This is a genomic window from Shewanella sp. MM_2022_3, from assembly GCF_022557375.1.
Taxonomy (GTDB): Bacteria; Pseudomonadota; Gammaproteobacteria; order Enterobacterales; family Shewanellaceae; genus Shewanella; species Shewanella xiamenensis.
Map to the genome: position 1 here is coordinate 18,345 of NZ_JAKZGV010000025.1, position 20,277 is coordinate 38,621.

The following is a 20,277-nucleotide window of genomic DNA, read 5'->3' on the forward strand; positions in this document are numbered from 1 at the left end:
CGAACACCCTGACGGGGCGCTGTTTTTTCTGCTATCATCCGCGCCATTGTTTTAGCCGATTGAGCATGAGAACTATGACCCAAGCAACGATTTACCATAACCCACGTTGTTCAAAGAGCCGCGAAACCTTAGCCCTACTCGAGCAACAAGGCTGCGATATCACAATAGTGGAATACCTTAAAAATCCTCCAAGCGCCGCTGATATTCGTGGAATTTTAGCCACGCTCAAACTCAGCGCCCGTGAGTTAATGCGCACTAAGGAAGACGAGTATCAAGCACTAGGTCTTGCCAATCCGGCTTTAACCGAAGAACAACTTATCGACGCCATGGTCAAGACGCCAAAATTGATTGAACGCCCAATCGTACTGGCTAATCAACAGGCAGCCGTTGGTCGTCCACCGGAAAATGTACTGAATATTCTCTAAGTTGTTCAGGCTATTTCACCACTGTTCCAAGATGTTTAGATTAGGAAAATCATGACCTCAAGCTCTCTACTGACACTTAGCCGCTTAGGCTACCTTGCCCTTGTTCTGCTGCTGGGCGGCTGGTTTATTGGTCAAGGCATAAATGGAGAATATACCTTATTATTCAGCCTATTATGGATAGTGCCTTTATTGCTTCCCATCAAAGGCATTTTAAAAGGTAATCCTTACACCTACGCATGGGCGAGCTTTATTTTATGCTTATATATGCTGCACGCCCTCACCTTGTTGTATGTCACGACCGATGCATTGGCCTTTGCCATTATTGAGGTCCTGCTCATTGGCGCGCTGTTAGTCGCGTTCCCGTTTTATGCTCGTATCCGTGGCCGTGAACTCGGCCTAGGTCTGAAGAAAAAATCCGATAAGCAAGACTAATATTCCGAATATAGTAAAGCGCGGTTGATTTACACCGCGCTTTTTGTTGCCCGACACACTCTCTGCGTCAGTCCATCCGTTTTTAGTCAAAATGATCAATGCCCCGCCTATCTCCAATAATCACTACAAACAATCTATACATTTAAGCTACCTTTGATCGCTTTTTGTAACTAAAAGAGCGTGCTATAGTCATTTTTTGTACCAATAAATGACGGTGAATCGTGCCTGTCAAACAACAAAAACAAACAATAACAGCGAATTAATTGGAGTGAGTCATGATGGAAATATGGGGCCCAATTCGTCGATTCAGTATCATAGCCGCAGCAGCAACATTGAGTGCCTGTGGCGGCGGAGGTGATAGCAACAGCGATGGCGGCACCGTTACACCTCCCACAACCAATGTGCCACGTTGTACCTCAGTCACACCATTAGTGACCACAGATACTGGTGCAATTCGGTTTAAGACGGAATCTCAATACGGTGTAGGACAATCCAGTGCCATTATTGCCAGTCTAGGTAATCGCGATTCGCAGGATCTCACCTTCCGTTGGCAACAACTCGAAGGCCCCAACATTGAACTCGTTAGTCAAAATAGTCCTGTGTTAGCGATGGAGCTCCCAGCCGCGGGCAGCTACCGCTTTCGCTTACAAATCACCGGCGCCAATACCAATGTGACGGGTGATATCAGCATTAATGCCGATAACAACACGGGCGGATTGCTGAATATTCGTCAAGATCATCAAGCCGTTGAGGGTAACGATGTGAGCTTGCGAATTGGTCAGCAAGCCGGCCTCAGTGCCGCCAATATCAATTGGTGTATCACCGAAGGCCCCGATGTCAGCCTTGACATAAGCGATCCCTTTAGACCCCTCTTTACCGCACCCGCTGTTGCTCAAGATACCTTAACCCGTCTTAGGGCATCAGCCACGATTAACGGTAATGTAGTGACAGATGAAGCCTTTGTATTAACCACGGCAGCGCCCACGATAAGCTCCAGTTACTTTGATACGCCACTTGCGCGTACTCATGCTTATCATCCAACCTCACCTTATGCCAGTGCGTTAACGAGCTGTGTGTACTCGAATCAGTTAAAAGAGGCTTGTACAATCAATCAATTGCCACTCATAGGCCAAGTTTCGGATAACCTTGATGTCGATACGATTCTTGATAGGGTATTAGTGTCCCACGATTGGATGGGGGACAATTTTGCCGCATTTTTACGGCAGATGGATCCTAATAGTGACTTTGCCCGCCTGCTACAATCGGTCACCGCAGTGGTGATTAGTTATGATGTGCGCCCATCTTTCTATTGGGTTGTTACAGGGGCGATTTATCTCGACCCCAACGACCTTTGGCTGACACCTATGCAGCGCGATACCATCAACGAAGCGCCAGATTATCGCAGTAGCTTTGGCAATGAGCTGAATTTCATCATGCCATGGCGTTACGTTAAAAATAATCAATATGCTTCACAGGGCTTCCCAATCACTACGCGCGCCACACGGACTCTGGCTCAAATTAACCCTGACCTCGCCTCACTCTTATACCATGAGCTCGCTCACGCTAATGACTTCTTCCCAAGAAGCGTGCACGCATCACTTACAGGTCCAAGACTATTGGATGACTATAGTCGCCGAAATGCCAGTAAGAGTTTGATTTCAGATCAAGTAAGCCGCAGTTATCCCCTCACGAGTACCGAAATGACTGGGCTTGCTGGAGTGAGCTTCTTGGGTGCGAAAGCCACTGCCACCCAAAAAGCCTACCAACCTTCGGATGTCAGTACGTTTTTCTCCGGTGATATCGCCAATGATTTTTACAATTATTCCAGCACCCGCGAAGACACTGCAATGCTATTTGAAGAAGCGATGATGAGCTATCGCTATCAGATCCTGCGGGATGTAGCTGTGACAAATGCACCCGATGTAATCACCGCGGATACGATTATCGTCAACTGGGGACAAAGAGGCCGCATTGGCGCCGATAATTTGCTCAACCGTGCAGCCTTAGTGATCGATGGTATGTTACCCGAGTTAGATGGTATTACCTTGCTAGCAAGCCTGCCCGAACCCATCCCGATGACCCAAGGGCAAAGCTGGCGTCAAACATTAGGGATATCGCCCAATGCTGCCATTGTGAAAGGACAACAAAGTAGTACCGCAGCCAGTCGCGATAGCATAGCCGAGCCAGAGCTGCGCTTCAGTGGCGATCGTCATCGCCATCCGCAGCAGTAGTCACTTGATCTAAGCGAGCAGATAGACAAGATTTCAGTATTTCAGCTCATTTGGAGATATAAAAAAGCCCATCGTAATTATGCGACGGGCTTTTTGCTAATACGGTATCGGCTCAGAGGTGCAGCATTTCTTTTGCAAAAGGAATGGTGAGTTTGCGCTGATGCACTAAAGATGCTTTATCAAGTTTATCTAACACATCAAACAGAGTACGAAGGTCTCTTGCCATTCGGTTGAGCAAAAAACGTCCAACGTCTTCAGGTAATTGCAGCCCACGCATGGCAGCACGGCGTTGCAATGCTGCGAGTTTTTCATCATCAGCCATAGGCTGGAGTTGATAATTGAGTCCCCACTGCATTCTTGAGACTAAATCGGGTAATAAAAACCCTGCATCCGCAGGCGAAGACCGACCACTCACCACCAGCGCGCAATGTTTATTTTCAGCAACACGATTATACAGATCAAAAATCGCCTCTTCCCAAACTGGGTGGCCTGCGATGTCGTCCACATCATCAATGCAAATCAAATCAAGTTGTTCCAAACCTTCTAATAGCGCCGTCGAAATACTCGCATGGATCCCAAGTGGCAGATAAAAGCTGCGGCGGTCGAGCTCATTCGCATGGGCACAGGCGGCATGCATTAAGTGAGTACGTCCCGATTTTACGGGTCCCCAAACATAGATAGCCGCTTCACCATGCCCCTCAGCATTAGCGCGCAGCTTTTGAATAAGTTCATCATTACCCGCTGCAGGATAATAACTATTAAAAGTTTCATCGTCTGGCAGATAAACCGGCAATGAAAGTTGTAGCGGTGAGTTTAATGGCACTCGTACGTCTCAATATCAATAAATTATCAACCCCACGCGACTGGGTAGAGTATTTCCCAGCCTCTACGAGGGAAGTTTAAGGTAACCGCCATTGATAGACAGTTTTACCCGCAGGGCTCGCACTGGCGGAAAACTCTCCAGGAGCGACCACCGAAATTCTCGGCTCTAAACTTAATAAACGCTCAAAGTCTGTCTGTGAGCCAAATAGATCTAACGAAAAAGTCACAGTGTTACCTTGAATGCGCGACAAAGTCGCATTCTTAACCGCACTCAGTTGTTTTAAATACTTTTCTACCTCGGCAACTTGTGCCATTTTATCAATGTTCACAAAGGTCACACTGGCGCCAACCTGCTCTCCAGAATCCGCAATAGCATACTTAGTAAAATAGTAATCCCCTAGAGCAGCCATCATCGCTGTGATCGCCTGCGCACTATTTTCGGCACTGCCATTAAAACTAAATAATGGTGGCGTTAGTGAATCAATCGTAGTTTTAGAATACAGATTTAAGCGATAACGCACCTGGTTCCCTGCTGGCTCAATGGCAACAAGCGCTAAGAAATCAGCTTGATAACGTCCAGAGACACTGGCCACGATATCTGCAAACATGCCTTTGACATCGTTCGGGTTAATCCCCATGAGTTCATCAAGATCGAGGATCGGCAATAGCACAGGTATCCCACGTTCATCAGAGAAAGAGCTAAACGACTGACGCTCGATCGATGTGGAAGAATCACTTAATAGAATGGTGTCACCTTCACTGGGCATCGCCACCCAAAACAGGGTCAATGGACGCTGGGTGCCCCATACAGGGAGTTGTGCTTGACGCAACAAGGACACAATCCGTCTATGCTCGAAATTTGCTTTCAGCAGCAATTGACCATTTTGTTCAACATAACCAAATTGACTTAGCAAGGCATCAGGATTGGCTAACTGCGATTGGATCACGCTATTGTCCAAAGAACGGGCCGTCCCCGTGTTTTTAATGATCACTTTTTCTAAAGCGGTTTTCAGCGCGCTATTACGCTCTGGAACCGCACGGGAAGTGACCGGTACATCGGCCTCATCTAATTTACTCACTTCAACAGCTTGCAGGCTATTAACGGTAAACAGGCAGTATAAAAACGCGACTAAGCTTGGCTTTAATAGAAATTTCAGCATCTTTGGGTAGTTGAAGTAACATCAGATAGTGCAAATTGTACCATAGTTCGCGCCTTTAGCGAGTCTTAGCCTTATTCGATAATCTGAATAAGGATCGCTACTCTGACAAGCCATAAAACAGTGATCGCCACCCGCAAATACATCATTTAATAAAGATCATATTGCAACAAACTGTTATCATCTCGCGGTTTACCCTAAATTTACGAGAATAATAAATGAGACGACTTGCTATTCCATTGCAGGGCGCACAAATGCTGTTTGTCGCATTTGGCGCCCTAGTACTGATGCCACTGTTAACTGGGCTCGACACCAGTGTTGCACTCTTTACCGCAGGTATTGGTACCCTACTATTTCAATTAATCACTAAACGCCAAGTGCCTATTTTTCTGGCTTCCTCCTTCGCTTTTATCGCCCCGATCCTTTACGGGGTACAAACTTGGGGGATCCCATCAACCATGGGCGGTATCATGGCCGCAGGCGCGGTCTATGTATGCCTAGGCGCCTTAGTTAAAGTACGCGGCACTGACTTTATTCATCGGCTGTTACCGCCTGTAGTTGTAGGACCCGTCATCATTATCATTGGCCTGGGCTTAGCGCCTGTTGCCGTGAATATGGCGCTGGGCAAAAGTGGCGACGGCAGTCTAACCTTAGTCGCAACCAATACGGCATTAATCATTTCGCTGGTATCCCTTTGTACCACCATTGCCGTAGCGATTTTTGCTAAAGGGTTACTCAAGGTGATGCCCATTCTTGCAGGCATTATCGTTGGCTACAGCCTGAGTCTAGCATTTGGTATCGTCGATTTTGCGGTAGTCACTGCTGCAAGTTGGATCGCCATTCCAAAATTTGTCGCCCCCGAATTTAACTGGCATGCCATTGCGTTTATGATCCCTGTTGCCATTGCTCCTGCGGTTGAACATATCGGTGACATCTTGGCTATTTCCAATGTCACAGGTAAGGATTTTATGAAAAAACCTGGCCTGCACCGCACCTTAACTGGTGACGGCGTAGCAACAATCGCCGCAGCGGCCTTCGGTGGTCCACCAAACACCACCTACTCAGAAGTCACAGGTGCAGTCACCTTAACCCGTAACTTCGACCCAAGGATCATGACATGGACAGCCATCACTGCCATTACCTTGGCGTTTGTAGGTAAATTAGGGGCACTGATGCAAACTATCCCCGTTCCAGTTATGGGCGGCATTATGTGTTTGTTATTTGGTTCAATTGCCGCTGTAGGATTAAATACCTTAATCCGTAATCACGTGGACTTATCCGAGCCGCGTAACTTAAGCATTGTCGGTGTCACCTTAGTCTTCGGTATTGGCGGTATGGCCTTTGGTATTGGTTCATTTAGCCTTACAGGCATTAGTCTTTGCGGGATTGTCGCCATTACCATGAATCTGCTATTACCTGCGAGCAAACACCACGATCGAGATGCGGCATCACACTAAGTGTTGCCCTTCAATTCCTCACTCAGTAGGAATATCGCAATAAAAAAGCCGCTAAGTTATTCACTTAGCGGCTTTTTGTTATTCTTCATCGCTCTGTTACGAGTAATTACTCTGCGGTTTTGTACTTTTCTGCAGTCGCTTTGATTAATGGCTGTAATTCGCCTTTTTGGTACATATCAACCACGATATCACAGCCACCAATCAGCTCGCCTTCAATCCACAGTTGTGGGAAGGTTGGCCAGTTTGCATACTTAGGTAATTCAGCACGAATATCTGGGTGCTGGAGAATATCCACAAACGCAAACTGCTCGCCGCAGTTAATCATGATTTGGGCTACCTGAGATGAAAAACCACAGCTAGGTAATTTAGGAGAACCCTTCATGTATACAATGATTGGGTTTTCAGCGATCTGCTGTTTAATTTTCTCTACTGTTTCCATTTTAATTCCTAAGTATGATGACATTGACTCAATGCTGGCTATTGTACGACAGCTAAGCACAGAACAAAATCCCACAGTTTGTAAGGTTATGGCCTGCAATTAGTTTTTCGATGACTCCTATCTAATCAATTAGCCAAACAATGATTCACATCACAAATTTTATCGGTACAATAGTGTCCAGTGAGCACGTTTAAAAAACGATAACCTAAGACCATGGAGAGATACTAATGGCTTTCGAATTACCCGCATTACCATATGCAAAGAACGCACTAGAACCACACATTTCTCAAGAAACCATTGAATACCACTACGGCAAGCATCACAACACCTACGTTGTTAAGCTAAACGGTTTAATCGAAGGAACCGATTTCGCAGGCAAATCTTTAGAAGAAATCATCAAAACTTCTACTGGTGGCGTATTTAACAACGCAGCTCAAGTTTGGAACCACACTTTCTACTGGAACTGCTTAGCGCCTAACGCTGGCGGTGAGCCAACAGGTCCTGTGGCTGATGCCATCAACGCGGCTTTCGGCTCATTCGATGCATTCAAAGCACAATTTACCGATTCTGCGGTAAACAACTTTGGTAGCGCTTGGACTTGGTTAGTGAAAAAAGCCGATGGCACTGTTGCTATCGTCAACACTAGCAATGCTGCAACTCCTCTGACTGACAGCACTGTGACACCAATCCTGACTGTTGACGTGTGGGAACACGCTTACTACATCGATTACCGCAACGTACGTCCTGACTACTTGGCCCACTTCTGGCAATTAGTTAACTGGGACTTCGTGAACCAAAACTTCGCGGGTTAATCGTCTCTCAGCGATCCTTAAAAAGAGCCCAAGTGGCTCTTTTTTATTACCTCAAAAATCATTCATCTTCGACTTCCCGTTAAACTTCACCTGATAACTACAAGTGCAATAATTGCAATTGCAATCATTTGTTATTGTTTTTATTTGATATTTTTTTGACACAGCAAGCAAGTTTGTGTCTAAGATTAGTGTAGGAAGCTGAAAAATCAGTTATCCCTTCCATAACATCACTGGCGTTTCAGGGGGTTTATATGGGCATTTTCGAGCATTACCAAAAGCGCTACGAACAAAAACTCGATGAAGAATACACTTTGCAGGAATTTCTGGATATCTGTAAAGAAGATCGCAGTGCTTATATGTCAGCATCTGAGCGATTACTGCTCGCCATCGGTGATGCTGAAATTATCGATACGGCTAAAAATCCAACCCTAAGCCGTATCTTTTCGAATCGTCTCATCTCACGCTATCCCGCATTTAAAGACTTTTACGGTATGGAAGATGCGATTGAGCAAATCGTTGCCTACCTAAAACACTCAGCCCAAGGCTTAGAAGAATCTAAGCAAATTTTATACTTACTCGGCCCTGTCGGTGGCGGTAAGTCATCACTGGCCGAAAAACTTAAATCATTGATGCAAAAAGTGCCCATTTATATTCTGAGCGCTAATGGGGTAAGAAGCCCCGTGAATGATCATCCCTTCTGTCTCTTCGATGTGGACGAAGATGGTCAACTATTGCGGGATGAATTCAATATTCCCAGCCGTTATCTCAAAACCATCATGTCACCTTGGGCGGTGAAACGTCTGCACGAGTTTGGCGGCGATATTTCTAAATTCCGCGTGGTCAAAGTCTATCCCTCTATTCTCGATCAATTGGCGATTGCCAAAACTGAGCCTGGGGATGAGAACAACCAAGATATTTCCTCTTTGGTGGGTAAGGTTGATATTCGTCAACTGGAACATTACTCCCAAGATGATGCCGATGCCTATGCCTACTCCGGCGCATTATGTCGCGCTAACCAAGGGATAATGGAGTTTGTGGAAATGTTTAAGGCGCCAATTAAGGTGCTACATCCACTGCTGACCGCGACGCAAGAAGGTAACTATAACGGCACGGAAGGCTTGTCTGCCCTGCCCTATAGCGGGATTATTTTGGCACACTCTAACGAGTCAGAATGGTCAACCTTTAAAAATAACAAGAACAACGAAGCCTTCCTCGACAGGGTTTATATTGTCAAAGTGCCCTATTGTCTACGGGTATCAGAAGAACTGCAGATTTACAAAAAGCTCATACAAAATTCTGAGCTATCTCAAGCACCTTGCGCCCCCGGAACCATAGAAACCCTAGCGCAATTTAGCGTACTATCAAGGCTCAAAGTCCCAGAAAACTCTTCTATCTACTCGAAAATGCGAGTTTATGATGGTGAGAGCTTAAAAGATACTGATCCTAAAGCAAAATCCTACCAAGAATATCGCGATTATGCAGGCGTCGATGAGGGAATGAACGGTCTTTCTACCCGTTTTGCCTTTAAGATCCTGTCACGGGTATTTAACTTTGACCATTCCGAAATTGCCGCTAATCCAGTGCATTTATTCTATGTGCTTGAACGGCAAATTGAGCAGGAGCAATTCCCTAGCGATACCGCCGAACGTTATCTGGAGTTTTTAAAAGGCTATTTAATTCCTAAATATGTCGAATTTATCGGTAAAGAAATCCAAACCGCCTATTTAGAGTCCTACTCTGAATACGGCCAAAATATCTTCGACCGTTATGTCACCTATGCCGATTTTTGGATTCAGGATCAAGAATATCGGGATCCAGAAACGGGCCAGTTGTTTGACCGCGCCGCACTGAATGCCGAACTTGAAAAAATCGAAAAACCTGCGGGCATCAGTAATCCAAAAGATTTCCGTAACGAAATTGTCAACTTTGTCCTGCGCGCTCGCGCAAGTCATGAGGGCCATAACCCACTGTGGACCAGCTATGAAAAACTACGCACTGTGATCGAGAAGAAAATGTTCTCGAATACAGAGGACTTACTGCCAGTTATTTCCTTTAACGCCAAAACCTCGACTGACGATCAACGTAAACACGATGATTTTGTCAATCGAATGATGGAGAAAGGCTATACCAAAAAACAAGTCAGACTCCTGTCTGAGTGGTATTTACGGGTTCGTAAATCCTCTTAACTTGCGCTCACTAAAAACGAGGCTTTGGTGTTGCCAAAGCCTTCGCTGGGGTTTGGGAGGTGCATATGGCGAACTTTATCGATAGACGGTTGAATGCGAAAGGAAAAAGCACAGTCAACCGCCAACGCTTTATCAACCGATATAAGCAACAAATCAAAAAAGCCGTCAGCGATGCCGTCACGCGTCGCAGTGTAACGGATGTAGATAAAGGTGAAAAAATCAGTATTCCCACACGGGATATCAGTGAACCTATGTTCCATCAAGGTAAAGGAGGCGTAAGAGACAGAGTTCACCCAGGGAATGACCAATTCACCCGTGGCGATAAAATTGACAGACCACCGGGAGGTGCTGGCGGCGGAGCGGGTAAAGGTGATGCCTCCGATTCAGGTGAAGGTAATGATGACTTTGCATTTGAAATCTCAAAGGATGAATACCTTGAGTTGTTATTTGAAGATTTAGAGCTACCGAATCTACAAAAAAACCGTCTCAACAAGCTCGTTGAGTATCAAATCTACCGTGCGGGATTCACCAATGATGGGGTGCCTGCCAATATCAATATTGTGCGCTCACTGCGTTCATCCTTGGCGCGCCGTATCGCCATGTCGGCGAGTAAAAAGAAATTGCTCAAAGAGTTGGAACAGGAACTGGCAGAGCTTGAAAATATACCTGGAACAAAAGCTGAGCTGATTTTGGATTTAAAAGCACAAATTGAGGAGTTAAAGCAGAAGATTGCTAAAGTGCCGTTTATCGATACCTTTGACTTACGCTTCAACAACTTTGCAAGGCGCGAGGTGCCCTCAAGCCAAGCGGTCATGTTCTGCTTAATGGATGTGTCGGGCTCGATGGATCAAGCGACAAAAGATATGGCGAAACGTTTCTATATCTTGCTGTACTTGTTCCTCACTCGTACCTACAAAAACCTCGAGGTGGTCTATATCCGTCACCATACCCAAGCGAAGGAAGTAGACGAACATGAATTCTTCTATTCCCAGGAAACTGGCGGCACCATAGTGTCGAGCGCCTTGAAATTAATGCACGAAATTCAACAGGCGCGTTACCCTGCCAATGAGTGGAATATTTACGCCGCGCAAGCATCCGACGGCGACAATTGGGCCGACGATTCACCAACCTGTAGGCAATGGTTAGAACAAAAAATATTGCCACTGGTGCGCTATTACAGCTACATCGAAATCACCAATCGTGCCCATCAAACCCTGTGGCGTGAATACGAATCCCTAAAACAACACTACGACAACATAGCGGTACAACATATTCGTCAAGCCGAAGATATCTACCCTGTCTTTAGAGAATTATTTAAAAAACAGGCGGTTTAAGGGGGCTCTATGGGGATTAAAGAAGCAAAAACACGTACAGCCTTAAGCGATGGTCCAGACTGGAGCTTTGAGCTGCTACAAAGTTATTTAAAGGAAATTGAACGGGTGGCAGCAATTTACAAATTAAACGCCTATCCGAATCAAATCGAAATCATCACCGCAGAGCAGATGATGGATGCCTATGCCGGTATTGGGATGCCCATAGGCTATACCCATTGGTCTTTCGGCAAACGCTTTATTGAGACTGAACAAGGCTACAAACGTGGGCAAATGGGGCTCGCCTATGAAATCGTGATCAACTCCAACCCTTGCATCGCCTATCTCATGGAAGAAAACACCATTACAATGCAAGCATTAGTGATGGCGCACGCCTGTTTTGGACATAATAGTTTTTTTAAAAACAATTACCTATTTAAAACCTGGACCGATGCGAGTTCGATTATCGACTATTTGGTGTTCGCTAAAAACTATATCAGCGATTGCGAGCAAAAATACGGTGTCGAGCAAGTTGAAAGCGTGATTGACTCCTGCCACGCCTTAATGAACTATGGCGTTGATAGATATAAACGTCCTGCTGAAATCTCTTTTAGGGAAGAACAAGCGAGGCAAAAAGACCGCGAAGCCTATCTACAAAGTCAAGTAAACGATCTGTGGCGAACCATTCCTACCTATCAACAACAGCAACCTTCAACCACAAAACGTCGATTCCCTGCAGAACCGCAGGAGAATATTCTGTACTTTATCGAAAAAAATGCGCCGCTACTGGAGCCTTGGCAACGGGAAATTATTCGGATCGTACGCAAAATGGCGCAGTATTTTTATCCGCAAAAACAAACACAAGTCATGAATGAGGGGTGGGCAACCTTTTGGCACTACACCATTTTGAATCATTTATACGATGATGGTGTTGTCACTGACCGCTTTATGATGGAGTTTTTGCAAAGCCATACGGGCGTCGTAGCGCAGCCTGAATATAACAGCCGATACTACAGCGGAATCAATCCCTATGCCCTAGGGTTTGCGATGTTTACCGATATTCGGCGCATCTGTGAGGCTCCGACTGATGAAGACAAAGCCTGGTTTCCGGATATTGCGGGGAGTGATTGGCTCGAAACCCTACACTTTGCGATGCAGAACTTTAAGGATGAGAGTTTTATCAGCCAATACCTGTCACCAAGAGTGATCCGTCAATTCAAACTGTTTGGCATCCATGATGATGAAAAACGTAACTATTTATCCGTATCCGCCATCCACGATGAACAGGGCTATCAAGATATTCGTAATTTATTATCGCAGCAGTACAATTTGTCTAATATTGAACCCAATATTCAAGTGCATAATGTTGAAATAAACGGCGACAGATCCCTTACGCTAAGGTACGTTCCCAACAAAGATATCCCGCTTGCTAATAGCTACAAAGAAGTGCTCAAGCATCTGCACCGTCTTTGGGGTTTTAGTGTTAGCCTTGAACAAGCCAACGCTGATAATAGTATTACATTATTAGCTACATGCCCTGAGCAGCCCAAAACGGACTGATAATCCGTGGTAAGACAACATACAAAAAAGCCGTTTTAGCGAAAACGGCTTTCATATTTTATTTGGCCTGATGTTAACAAGCACCCAGATAGTGAATGCTCAGTGTCAGCTACGAATGCGAATCCTGTTGAGCAATTGAAGACGGCATATCATCACGCAATTGCAGCCACATTTTGCCACTATTGATCCCATAGGTACGCATTAATGCAGGCACATCGAGATAGTTTTTCGCTTTCGCTAACAGTTCTAACTCTTTATAAAAATTAAGTGCCAACTGACGAGCCTCTGGACTACTAAAATAGTAACGCCCAACTCGACTGTATAGTCCCTTAAAGCCATTCAAGATTAATACATAAAGCGGATTACCCGATGAGAACGCTAACGTATGATGCAACAGATAATCATACTCGGCAAAGGATTCAGCGGTATCCTCTAACTGATGGATTTTAGCCAATACTTCCATCGCAGTATCAGGGCTGTTGCGCAGTGCGCCACGGAAATAAATTGCACTCACATTGGTACGAGCAGAGAGTAATTGGTCCACTAGTACAGGGAAGCCCTCAGGGTTGAGATCTGCAATCGTCTCGAGAATATTCAGACCCGAAGTTTCCCAAAAATTATTGACACGAGTCGGCTTGCCATGTTGAATTTTCAACCAACCATCACGCGCTAAACGCTGTAACACCTCACGCAACGTCGTCCGGGTCACGCCGATCAATTCAGAAAGCTCACGTTCAGCCGGTAAAATGGACCCTGGAGGAAACTTATTTTCCCAAATCGATCTTACAATATACTTCTCTGCAAAACTTGCAGGTCCTTTGGCATTGATAATCATCAGCCCACTTATCCAGTTGTTGTGCTTTAATAATGGTCACTGATCATACCAGAGCGGTAAAAAATGGAAACCATTGACTGAAACTCCCCGCTTCATCAGCGTACAATTGTCACAAAAATGTTTAATAAATCGACACAAATCAATAGCAATTGTACCAATTTTGCCGATTAGCTCCGCTTTTTGAAATCTGGGTTTGAGTAACTCGTTACATTAGCATTCTCTTTAGGCTAGACTGAATCCTAAAACATATGTCACTAACAATAACTTGTGAAATTTAAAACATAATTAGAAGAGAGGATGCCATGCCGATGACAATGAGTCAGGCGTTTATTGGAAACTTCTTAGGTAACTCACCTAAGTGGTACAAGATCGCAATACTGTCGTTTTTAATAATCAATCCAATACTCTTTTTCTATGTCAGTCCCTTTGTGGCTGGTTGGGTATTAGTGCTTGAATTTATTTTCACCCTGGCAATGGCGTTAAAATGCTATCCATTACAACCCGGCGGTTTGTTAGCCATCGAAGCGGTTGCAATTGGCATGACTTCAGCCAGTCAAGTGCTACACGAAATTGAAGCTAACCTTGAAGTGTTATTATTGCTAGTGTTCATGGTGGCTGGCATTTACTTCATGAAGCAACTGCTGCTATTCGTGTTTACTAAGATGATCACCAAAGTCCGATCTAAAATCTTAGTGTCTTTAATGTTTTGTTTAGCTTCAGCATTCCTATCCGCCTTTTTAGATGCTTTAACCGTTATTGCAGTAATTATTACCGTTGCAGTTGGCTTTTACTCTATTTACCACAAAGTTGCCTCGGGTAAAGATTTCTCTGCCGATCATGACCATACCTCAGAAGATAAAAACGAGGAAGGTGATGCCCAACTCAACGAAGCTGAGCTGGAGTCTTTCCGTGGCTTCTTACGTAACCTATTGATGCACGCAGGCGTTGGTACCGCATTAGGTGGCGTGTGTACTATGGTTGGCGAACCTCAAAACTTAATTATTGCCGCCCAAGCTAACTGGCAGTTCGGTGAGTTTGCAATTCGTATGTCACCAGTTACCGTGCCGGTCCTGATTGCTGGTATCTTAACCTGCTACTTAGTCGAAAAATTCCGTATCTTTGGATACGGTGCGCAATTACCTGATGCTGTTCATAAAATCCTCTGTGACTATGCAGCCTATGAAGATGCACGTCGTACCAATAAAGATAAAATGAAGCTTATTGTTCAAGCCATTATTGGGGTTTGGTTGATTGCAGGTCTTGCGTTACATTTAGCCTCTGTCGGCTTGATTGGTTTATCCGTGATTATTTTAGCCACTGCGTTTAACGGTATTACCGATGAACATGCCCTAGGAAAAGCCTTCGAAGAAGCTCTCCCCTTTACGGCGCTGTTAGCGGTATTCTTTGCCGTGGTCGCAGTGATTATTGATCAACAACTATTTGCTCCCGTGATCCAATGGGCGCTGAACCACGAAGGCAATACCCAATTAGTGATTTTCTATATTGCTAACGGTTTACTCTCTATGGTCAGTGATAACGTGTTTGTGGGGACGGTCTACATTAACGAAGTCAAAGCGGCTTTGATTAATGGTCAAATTACCCGCGATCAATTTGACCTGTTGGCTGTGGCGATTAACACTGGAACTAACTTGCCTTCAGTTGCAACACCCAATGGTCAAGCTGCATTCCTGTTCTTACTGACATCAGCACTTGCACCACTCATCCGCTTGTCCTACGGCAGAATGGTATGGATGGCATTGCCTTACACGATCGTCCTATCGGTTGTGGGTGTAATGGCGATTGAAATGGGTTTCTTAGAGCAAATGACGCAGTATTTCTATGATTCCCATGCAATTTTGCACCACAGTGTTAAGGAAGCCTTAGCGCCTGCGGCAGCTCACTAACATAAATATCAGAGTTGACTGAACTTTATGAGTTCAGTACAGTCAAACAAACGCCCTATCTTCAAGGGCGTTTTTTGTTGATACGGAGTTCACTTTTGACAGCATTCACTCGCTTTGCCCATTCCCGTGCATCTTGGTTTATTCTGACAGGCTCTGCGATTGTCCTTGAAGCGGCCGCTTTATATTTTCAATACGTGATGAAATTAGATCCCTGTGTGATGTGTATCTACCAAAGACTCGCTGTATTCGGTATTTTGGCTGCAGGACTTGTGGGAATGACGGTGCCAAAGTACCGTATCGTTCGAATTTTGGGAGCACTGGGTTGGGCAATAAGCGCAACATGGGGCCTAAAGCTAGCATTAGCCTTAGTGGATATGCAAAACAATCCCTCACCGTTTTCTACCTGCTCGTTTTTACCCGAATTTCCAGCCTGGATGCCACTGCATGAATGGTTTCCTGCCATCATGATGCCGACGGGTATGTGTACCGATGTGCCATGGCAATTTATGGGAGTGACAATGGCCGAATGGATGGTCGTTGCCTTTAGTGGTTATCTAGTGATGTTATTACTGTTTATTGTGCCAATTCTCAGCGGCTCAGATAAACCGTCACTCTATAAATAAGTTTCAAAAGGCAGACTTAAGGTCTGCCTTATTTTTATGCCTCTCCATTTATAACTTTAGTTAGTGTTATGACTTAACTTTGATTTAAGCCAATGGCAATTAGATCAAAAAAAGCTAAACTGGCTCAATGATCGCGGCATTTGGACCCCGTATAACATGGATAAACGGCCTATCTTTGCGCCACAAGCCTCGTTAACCCAATGGCAAAAAAGCCTGCCGTTTAAGCTCAGCTTGCTCCAACTCATCATCGCCAGCATACTGATTTTCAGTACTGCTTGGGTCATCCTTAATATCCAGACCCAACAAATCAGTGAGCAACAGACGTTGCTTAATCAGAATCACGGTCAAATAATTATTGCAAAACTGCAGGAGATAACCTCACAAGTCGAAAATCAAGTGAATGCGATTAGTCAAATCGCCATGCTCTACCGCCATGAACCTGAACAGCTCAGTAAAAGTATTCCCGTTTTACTTTCGATAGAAAGTCAAAAAGACATCATCTCTGGTGGCGGTATTTGGCCTGAGCCAGGCGCATTTAATCAGCAAAAGTTCCGTGACAGCTTGTTTTGGGCGCACAATATTCGCGGTGAGTTGGTAGCGATAGACAGCTATAACACTGATAACTTCCCAAGTTATCATACTGAAGAATGGTATCGACCAACCCGTTTTTTCCCCGCAGGTAAAGTCTTTTGGTCTAAATCCTATGTCGATCCCACAACCCATGAACCTATGGTTACCGCATCAAGCGCCATGTGGGTAGATCATCAATTTATCGGAGCAGCTACCACGGATATTAGTCTAGAAAAACTCAACCAGCTGTTACGCAATGCCATGTTGGATGTCAGTGGCTATGTCGTGGCTATTGACCATCAAAATCAAATACTGGCTTTTCCTAATCGTGATAATACACGCCAATCTCAGTCTGATACGACACACCATTTAATGAGCTTTGATGCGTTAGCTAAAGTAGAGCACGCTTTTACTCCTATAGCATCAGCGCTTCAGTTGGCAGATCGCAGTTTTATCGACCAAGCAATTGCTGAGCGCGTTTTTACTCAAGAGCAAATGGATAATCTCACTCGATTAAGCAGCGATAATGAGCGAGAAATGCTCTCTGCAATTGTGAATGACAACGCGAAAAACCATTTCACAACCCCCCGACGTATCGCTTCAATCGCATTGACAATGGATCCTGTCCTAAAGGCGCCTTCACTCGTTTCTGTTTTTCTCATGCCCCATACTTATTGGAAAATTTTAGTCGTCACACCAGTCGCGCCGTTACAAGACACCGCTAAAAAACTGATTGAAAAGGTGGGGCTTTCTTTAGTCGCAATCCAAATGCTAGGCCTTATATCCTTGTTCATACTGCAACATAGGCTAATCATGGCTCCTATAATGGAAATGGTCAGAGCGCTTAAACGCAATGACTCTGCCTCCATCGAACTCAAAGCCAAAGAGCGCCATGACGAAGTCGGATTACTCGCAAAGACTTTTTTATCGCGTACTCAACAGCTTGAAATCGCTATGGCGAGTTTAGATGCCAGCAATCTCGCACTGGAACAACAGTTACTTAGTCAACAACATGTTCAACAGGAATTGAATCGACATAAGGAACAATTAAGATCTTTATTAGACTTTGCATCTACCATCATTTATATCAAAGACTTAAATGGTAGATATACCTTGGTCAATCATAAATATTGTGAAGTACTCGGTATCGAACGGCGAAAAATTATCGGTGCCATGGATTTTGAACTCTTCCCAGCTCCTCTCGCTCAACTCTACCAACAGAACGATCAACGGGTAAACCATCGCCACGATGCTCTGCATTTTGAAGAGCCAATACCAACTCCCCGTGGTGAAATTATTTACCAGATGACTAAGTTTGATATCCGAGATGATGAAGATAATTCTATTGGCGTTGGTGCAATTGGCTTTAATGTGGATCTCAAAAAGCGCCAAGAGAAAGCACAAGAAAAACTGCTAGAACAACAACAGCAACAAATGAAGGAACAGCAACATCTAACTCAGTTAGCCCAGCAAGAACTCGCCTTAATGAGGGAGCAGATAGGTGAGCTCAATCATGAAATTACACAGCAAATCCAACTCAACCTCAATAAACAGCAAAGTCTAAAACTCATGCAGCACTTCCTCGCCGAAGTGATTAATCAAATGATGCAAGAGCAGGATCGCCTCCTCGCTCAAGTATGTCAGATTCGTCAAGATGAATATATCGACCAGTCTGCTAAAGCGGTGCATCTCATGAGTCAACAGGCCGTAAGATTAAGACAAATATCGCAGCTATTTACTGATCAACATAGTGAAATACGCCCGCTCCATTTAGCACAGTTTCTCCAACATTTGCTCAGCCTATTACAGCCACAATTACTCAAAGCACAGGTGAAAGTAAATCTTAACTGCGATGAACTATTAATTATCGATGGTAATGCTTGGCAGTATTTGCAGTTTTTCTATCGATTGCTTAATAACACTCTACAACACGCATTTAAAGAGCATCATCAACATCGCGAAATACTGTTGCAACTCGATAAACGAGGTAATGAATTACATATACTGCTACAGGATAATGGTGTGGGGATCTCGACAGCTCATCTTGAGCAACTCAGGCATGACATACTTCAAAGACAATGCACAGGAACGCTATCCTGCCTCAATTTGTGGATAAAATATGAGTTAAATGGCGAGCTAATCGTGAACAGCGAACTCAATCTAGGCACTCAAATCGAGTGCCATTGGCCGTTGGCTACGGTGTAACAGCTCTTTGCCGCCCTGCTCTATGCTTTACAAATTAAGCATCAACAATCCGAGCAGTTACTCTCTGTTACAGTGCAATCACTTTGGCGTCGTCTAGCCATTCCTTAGCCAGTACACGCTCATTTTCGCCAAAGACTTTAACCGGACAAGGCAACATAAAAGCTAACGTATTGACCATAGTCCCAAGCATTTGCGTGTCCGCAATCATCACTACCCGCGCGAAATCACTGAAATGGAACACACTGAGTAAAGCATCGTCCCAAAGTGCTCCAACTGTAATACCCATAAAATCAGCACTAAATTCATACCATAAACGAATACAAGCATGATCCAATAACTTGGCTTCAATGGCCGGAAACAAAATGGTTTCAATATCCTGATGCGTTACCTGACCGGAAACAGCAATGGTTAATAAATCATCGGCATAGCTAGGACATATGGTTAACATCATGCATCTCCCTTCGTATATCACCCAAAAATATCGTTATAGAGTAAAGATATACCCTGTAAGCAAAGATGCTTAAACAACTGGTGATTTTTCTACGACTCGGAAAGCAAAATAAGCAGAGTGATAGCTTATCTCCCCTAACCACATAGGCTTTTGTGCGAATATCGACAGAAAACAGAAAAATGAGCACAAAGGGTTGTTACTAACAACGGCAATCAATCCAGTGTGAAGAGACAAGCCATGATGGAAAAACCAATATGCAATTGCTGAAGGCAAGGAACGGGATTAAAACACGACTCCAATTCCCAAGAGCTAACGACAAGCAATGGGAGTAACCCGATGACTAGACTCAAACATTAAGCATGGGATTGAAATTTTGCGATCTCTTGATCGAATAAATTTTTGATGAGTCCTGAAAATTCAGTGATAAACAGCGTTTGCTCAGGTGTTGCCCTATGATTGGCTACAGAGGCGAGAATTTCCTCGAGATCATACACAATGGCATCGACCTCACGGATAATGGTATTACGCTCACTAAAGGAGAGTGACGGATTTTGACCACAGACCATAATAATCTGCGCGGATAATTGTTCCTCAAACAATTCCATCACAGTATCGTCGGACACATTTTGGGTATCAGGCGTTTCGAACAAGCCAAGATGCTCAGTCAAATACTGGATTAAATGCATGTAACCGTCTTTATCTGTGACCATTTTTAACCCTTAAAACAACTAAATCGAGCGCCATTAAGGACACTGTTAACATCTAAAAAGCCTCAACATCCACCCATTAAGTGGTCAGTATGAGCATTATACGTCAGCCACCTCATAACCTTATCTTAAATACAACAGCTGACGTATT

General features: G+C 44.5%; 17 protein-coding genes. 11 read left to right on the forward strand and 6 right to left on the reverse strand.

Annotated elements, in window-relative coordinates; genetic code table 11:
* Positions 1-74 precede the first annotated feature (74 nt).
* The 3 genes from arsC (at position 75) to MMG82_RS13385 (ending at position 3,088) form a co-directional block, all read left to right on the forward strand.
* Positions 75-425, forward strand: coding sequence for an arsenate reductase (glutaredoxin) (gene arsC / locus MMG82_RS13375; RefSeq protein WP_047535240.1), 351 nt, complete (start codon positions 75-77; stop codon positions 423-425).
* A gap of 51 nt (positions 426-476) precedes the next feature.
* Entirely contained in the window at positions 477-857 is a 381-nt protein-coding gene (locus MMG82_RS13380; RefSeq protein ID WP_037426780.1) for a DUF2069 domain-containing protein, read from the forward strand.
* 278 nt (positions 858-1,135) lie between these two features.
* A complete protein-coding gene (locus MMG82_RS13385; RefSeq protein ID WP_047540192.1) occupies positions 1,136-3,088 on the forward strand; it encodes a hypothetical protein in 1,953 nt (650 codons plus the stop codon).
* A gap of 112 nt (positions 3,089-3,200) precedes the next feature.
* Here MMG82_RS13385 and hda read toward each other — a convergent pair whose 3' ends face one another.
* Positions 3,201-3,911: a DnaA inactivator Hda gene (gene hda / locus MMG82_RS13390; RefSeq protein ID WP_047535237.1), complete on the reverse strand. Its 711-nt coding sequence runs from the start codon at positions 3,909-3,911 to the stop codon at positions 3,201-3,203.
* A gap of 76 nt (positions 3,912-3,987) precedes the next feature.
* The gene (locus tag MMG82_RS13395; protein WP_047535234.1) at positions 3,988-5,070 is read right to left on the reverse strand and encodes a DUF2066 domain-containing protein; all 1,083 of its coding nucleotides are present in this window, start codon (positions 5,068-5,070) and stop codon (positions 3,988-3,990) included.
* A gap of 215 nt (positions 5,071-5,285) precedes the next feature.
* Between MMG82_RS13395 and MMG82_RS13400 the strand changes: the two genes are divergently transcribed.
* Positions 5,286-6,524: a uracil-xanthine permease family protein gene (locus MMG82_RS13400; RefSeq protein WP_037426776.1), complete on the forward strand. Its 1,239-nt coding sequence runs from the start codon at positions 5,286-5,288 to the stop codon at positions 6,522-6,524.
* Between the two features lie 106 nt (positions 6,525-6,630).
* On the opposite strand, the gene MMG82_RS13405 is transcribed toward MMG82_RS13400, so the two are convergent.
* Positions 6,631-6,963: a Grx4 family monothiol glutaredoxin gene (locus tag MMG82_RS13405; RefSeq protein WP_007649079.1), complete on the reverse strand. Its 333-nt coding sequence runs from the start codon at positions 6,961-6,963 to the stop codon at positions 6,631-6,633.
* A gap of 227 nt (positions 6,964-7,190) precedes the next feature.
* Between MMG82_RS13405 and sodB the strand changes: the two genes are divergently transcribed.
* The 4 genes from sodB (at position 7,191) to MMG82_RS13425 (ending at position 12,831) form a co-directional block, all read left to right on the forward strand.
* Complete coding sequence (gene sodB / locus MMG82_RS13410) at positions 7,191-7,775, forward strand: superoxide dismutase [Fe] (protein WP_011622352.1); 585 nt, start codon at positions 7,191-7,193, stop codon at positions 7,773-7,775.
* Between the two features lie 251 nt (positions 7,776-8,026).
* Complete coding sequence (locus MMG82_RS13415) at positions 8,027-9,961, forward strand: PrkA family serine protein kinase (protein WP_037419872.1); 1,935 nt, start codon at positions 8,027-8,029, stop codon at positions 9,959-9,961.
* Positions 9,962-10,026: 65 nt separating this feature from the next.
* On the forward strand, positions 10,027-11,295 hold the full coding sequence (locus MMG82_RS13420; protein ID WP_037419869.1) for a YeaH/YhbH family protein: 1,269 nt from the start codon (positions 10,027-10,029) through the stop codon (positions 11,293-11,295).
* Positions 11,296-11,304: 9 nt separating this feature from the next.
* Entirely contained in the window at positions 11,305-12,831 is a 1,527-nt protein-coding gene (locus MMG82_RS13425; RefSeq protein ID WP_241406964.1) for a SpoVR family protein, read from the forward strand.
* Between the two features lie 109 nt (positions 12,832-12,940).
* Here MMG82_RS13425 and fadR read toward each other — a convergent pair whose 3' ends face one another.
* The gene (gene fadR, locus MMG82_RS13430; protein WP_037419862.1) at positions 12,941-13,666 is read right to left on the reverse strand and encodes a fatty acid metabolism transcriptional regulator FadR; all 726 of its coding nucleotides are present in this window, start codon (positions 13,664-13,666) and stop codon (positions 12,941-12,943) included.
* Between the two features lie 302 nt (positions 13,667-13,968).
* Between fadR and nhaB the strand changes: the two genes are divergently transcribed.
* The 3 genes from nhaB to MMG82_RS13445 all read left to right on the forward strand — a co-directional run bounded on the left by nhaB (position 13,969) and on the right by MMG82_RS13445 (position 18,968).
* Positions 13,969-15,570, forward strand: a complete 1,602-nt coding sequence (nhaB, locus tag MMG82_RS13435; protein ID WP_037426770.1) for a sodium/proton antiporter NhaB — start codon at positions 13,969-13,971, stop codon at positions 15,568-15,570.
* Positions 15,571-15,665: 95 nt separating this feature from the next.
* Entirely contained in the window at positions 15,666-16,193 is a 528-nt protein-coding gene (gene dsbB, locus MMG82_RS13440; RefSeq protein ID WP_055646943.1) for a disulfide bond formation protein DsbB, read from the forward strand.
* Between the two features lie 156 nt (positions 16,194-16,349).
* Positions 16,350-18,968 carry a cache domain-containing protein gene (locus MMG82_RS13445; protein ID WP_241406965.1) on the forward strand — a complete coding sequence of 873 codons (2,619 nt, stop codon included), beginning with the start codon at positions 16,350-16,352 and terminating at the stop codon, positions 18,966-18,968.
* A 67-nt stretch (positions 18,969-19,035) separates the two neighbouring features.
* On the opposite strand, the gene MMG82_RS13450 is transcribed toward MMG82_RS13445, so the two are convergent.
* Both MMG82_RS13450 and MMG82_RS13455 read right to left on the reverse strand, forming a co-directional pair.
* Complete coding sequence (locus MMG82_RS13450) at positions 19,036-19,416, reverse strand: STAS/SEC14 domain-containing protein (RefSeq protein ID WP_241406966.1); 381 nt, start codon at positions 19,414-19,416, stop codon at positions 19,036-19,038.
* 356 nt (positions 19,417-19,772) lie between these two features.
* Positions 19,773-20,129 carry a DUF3802 family protein gene (locus tag MMG82_RS13455; RefSeq protein ID WP_037419846.1) on the reverse strand — a complete coding sequence of 119 codons (357 nt, stop codon included), beginning with the start codon at positions 20,127-20,129 and terminating at the stop codon, positions 19,773-19,775.
* Between the last annotated feature and the right edge of the window lie 148 nt (positions 20,130-20,277).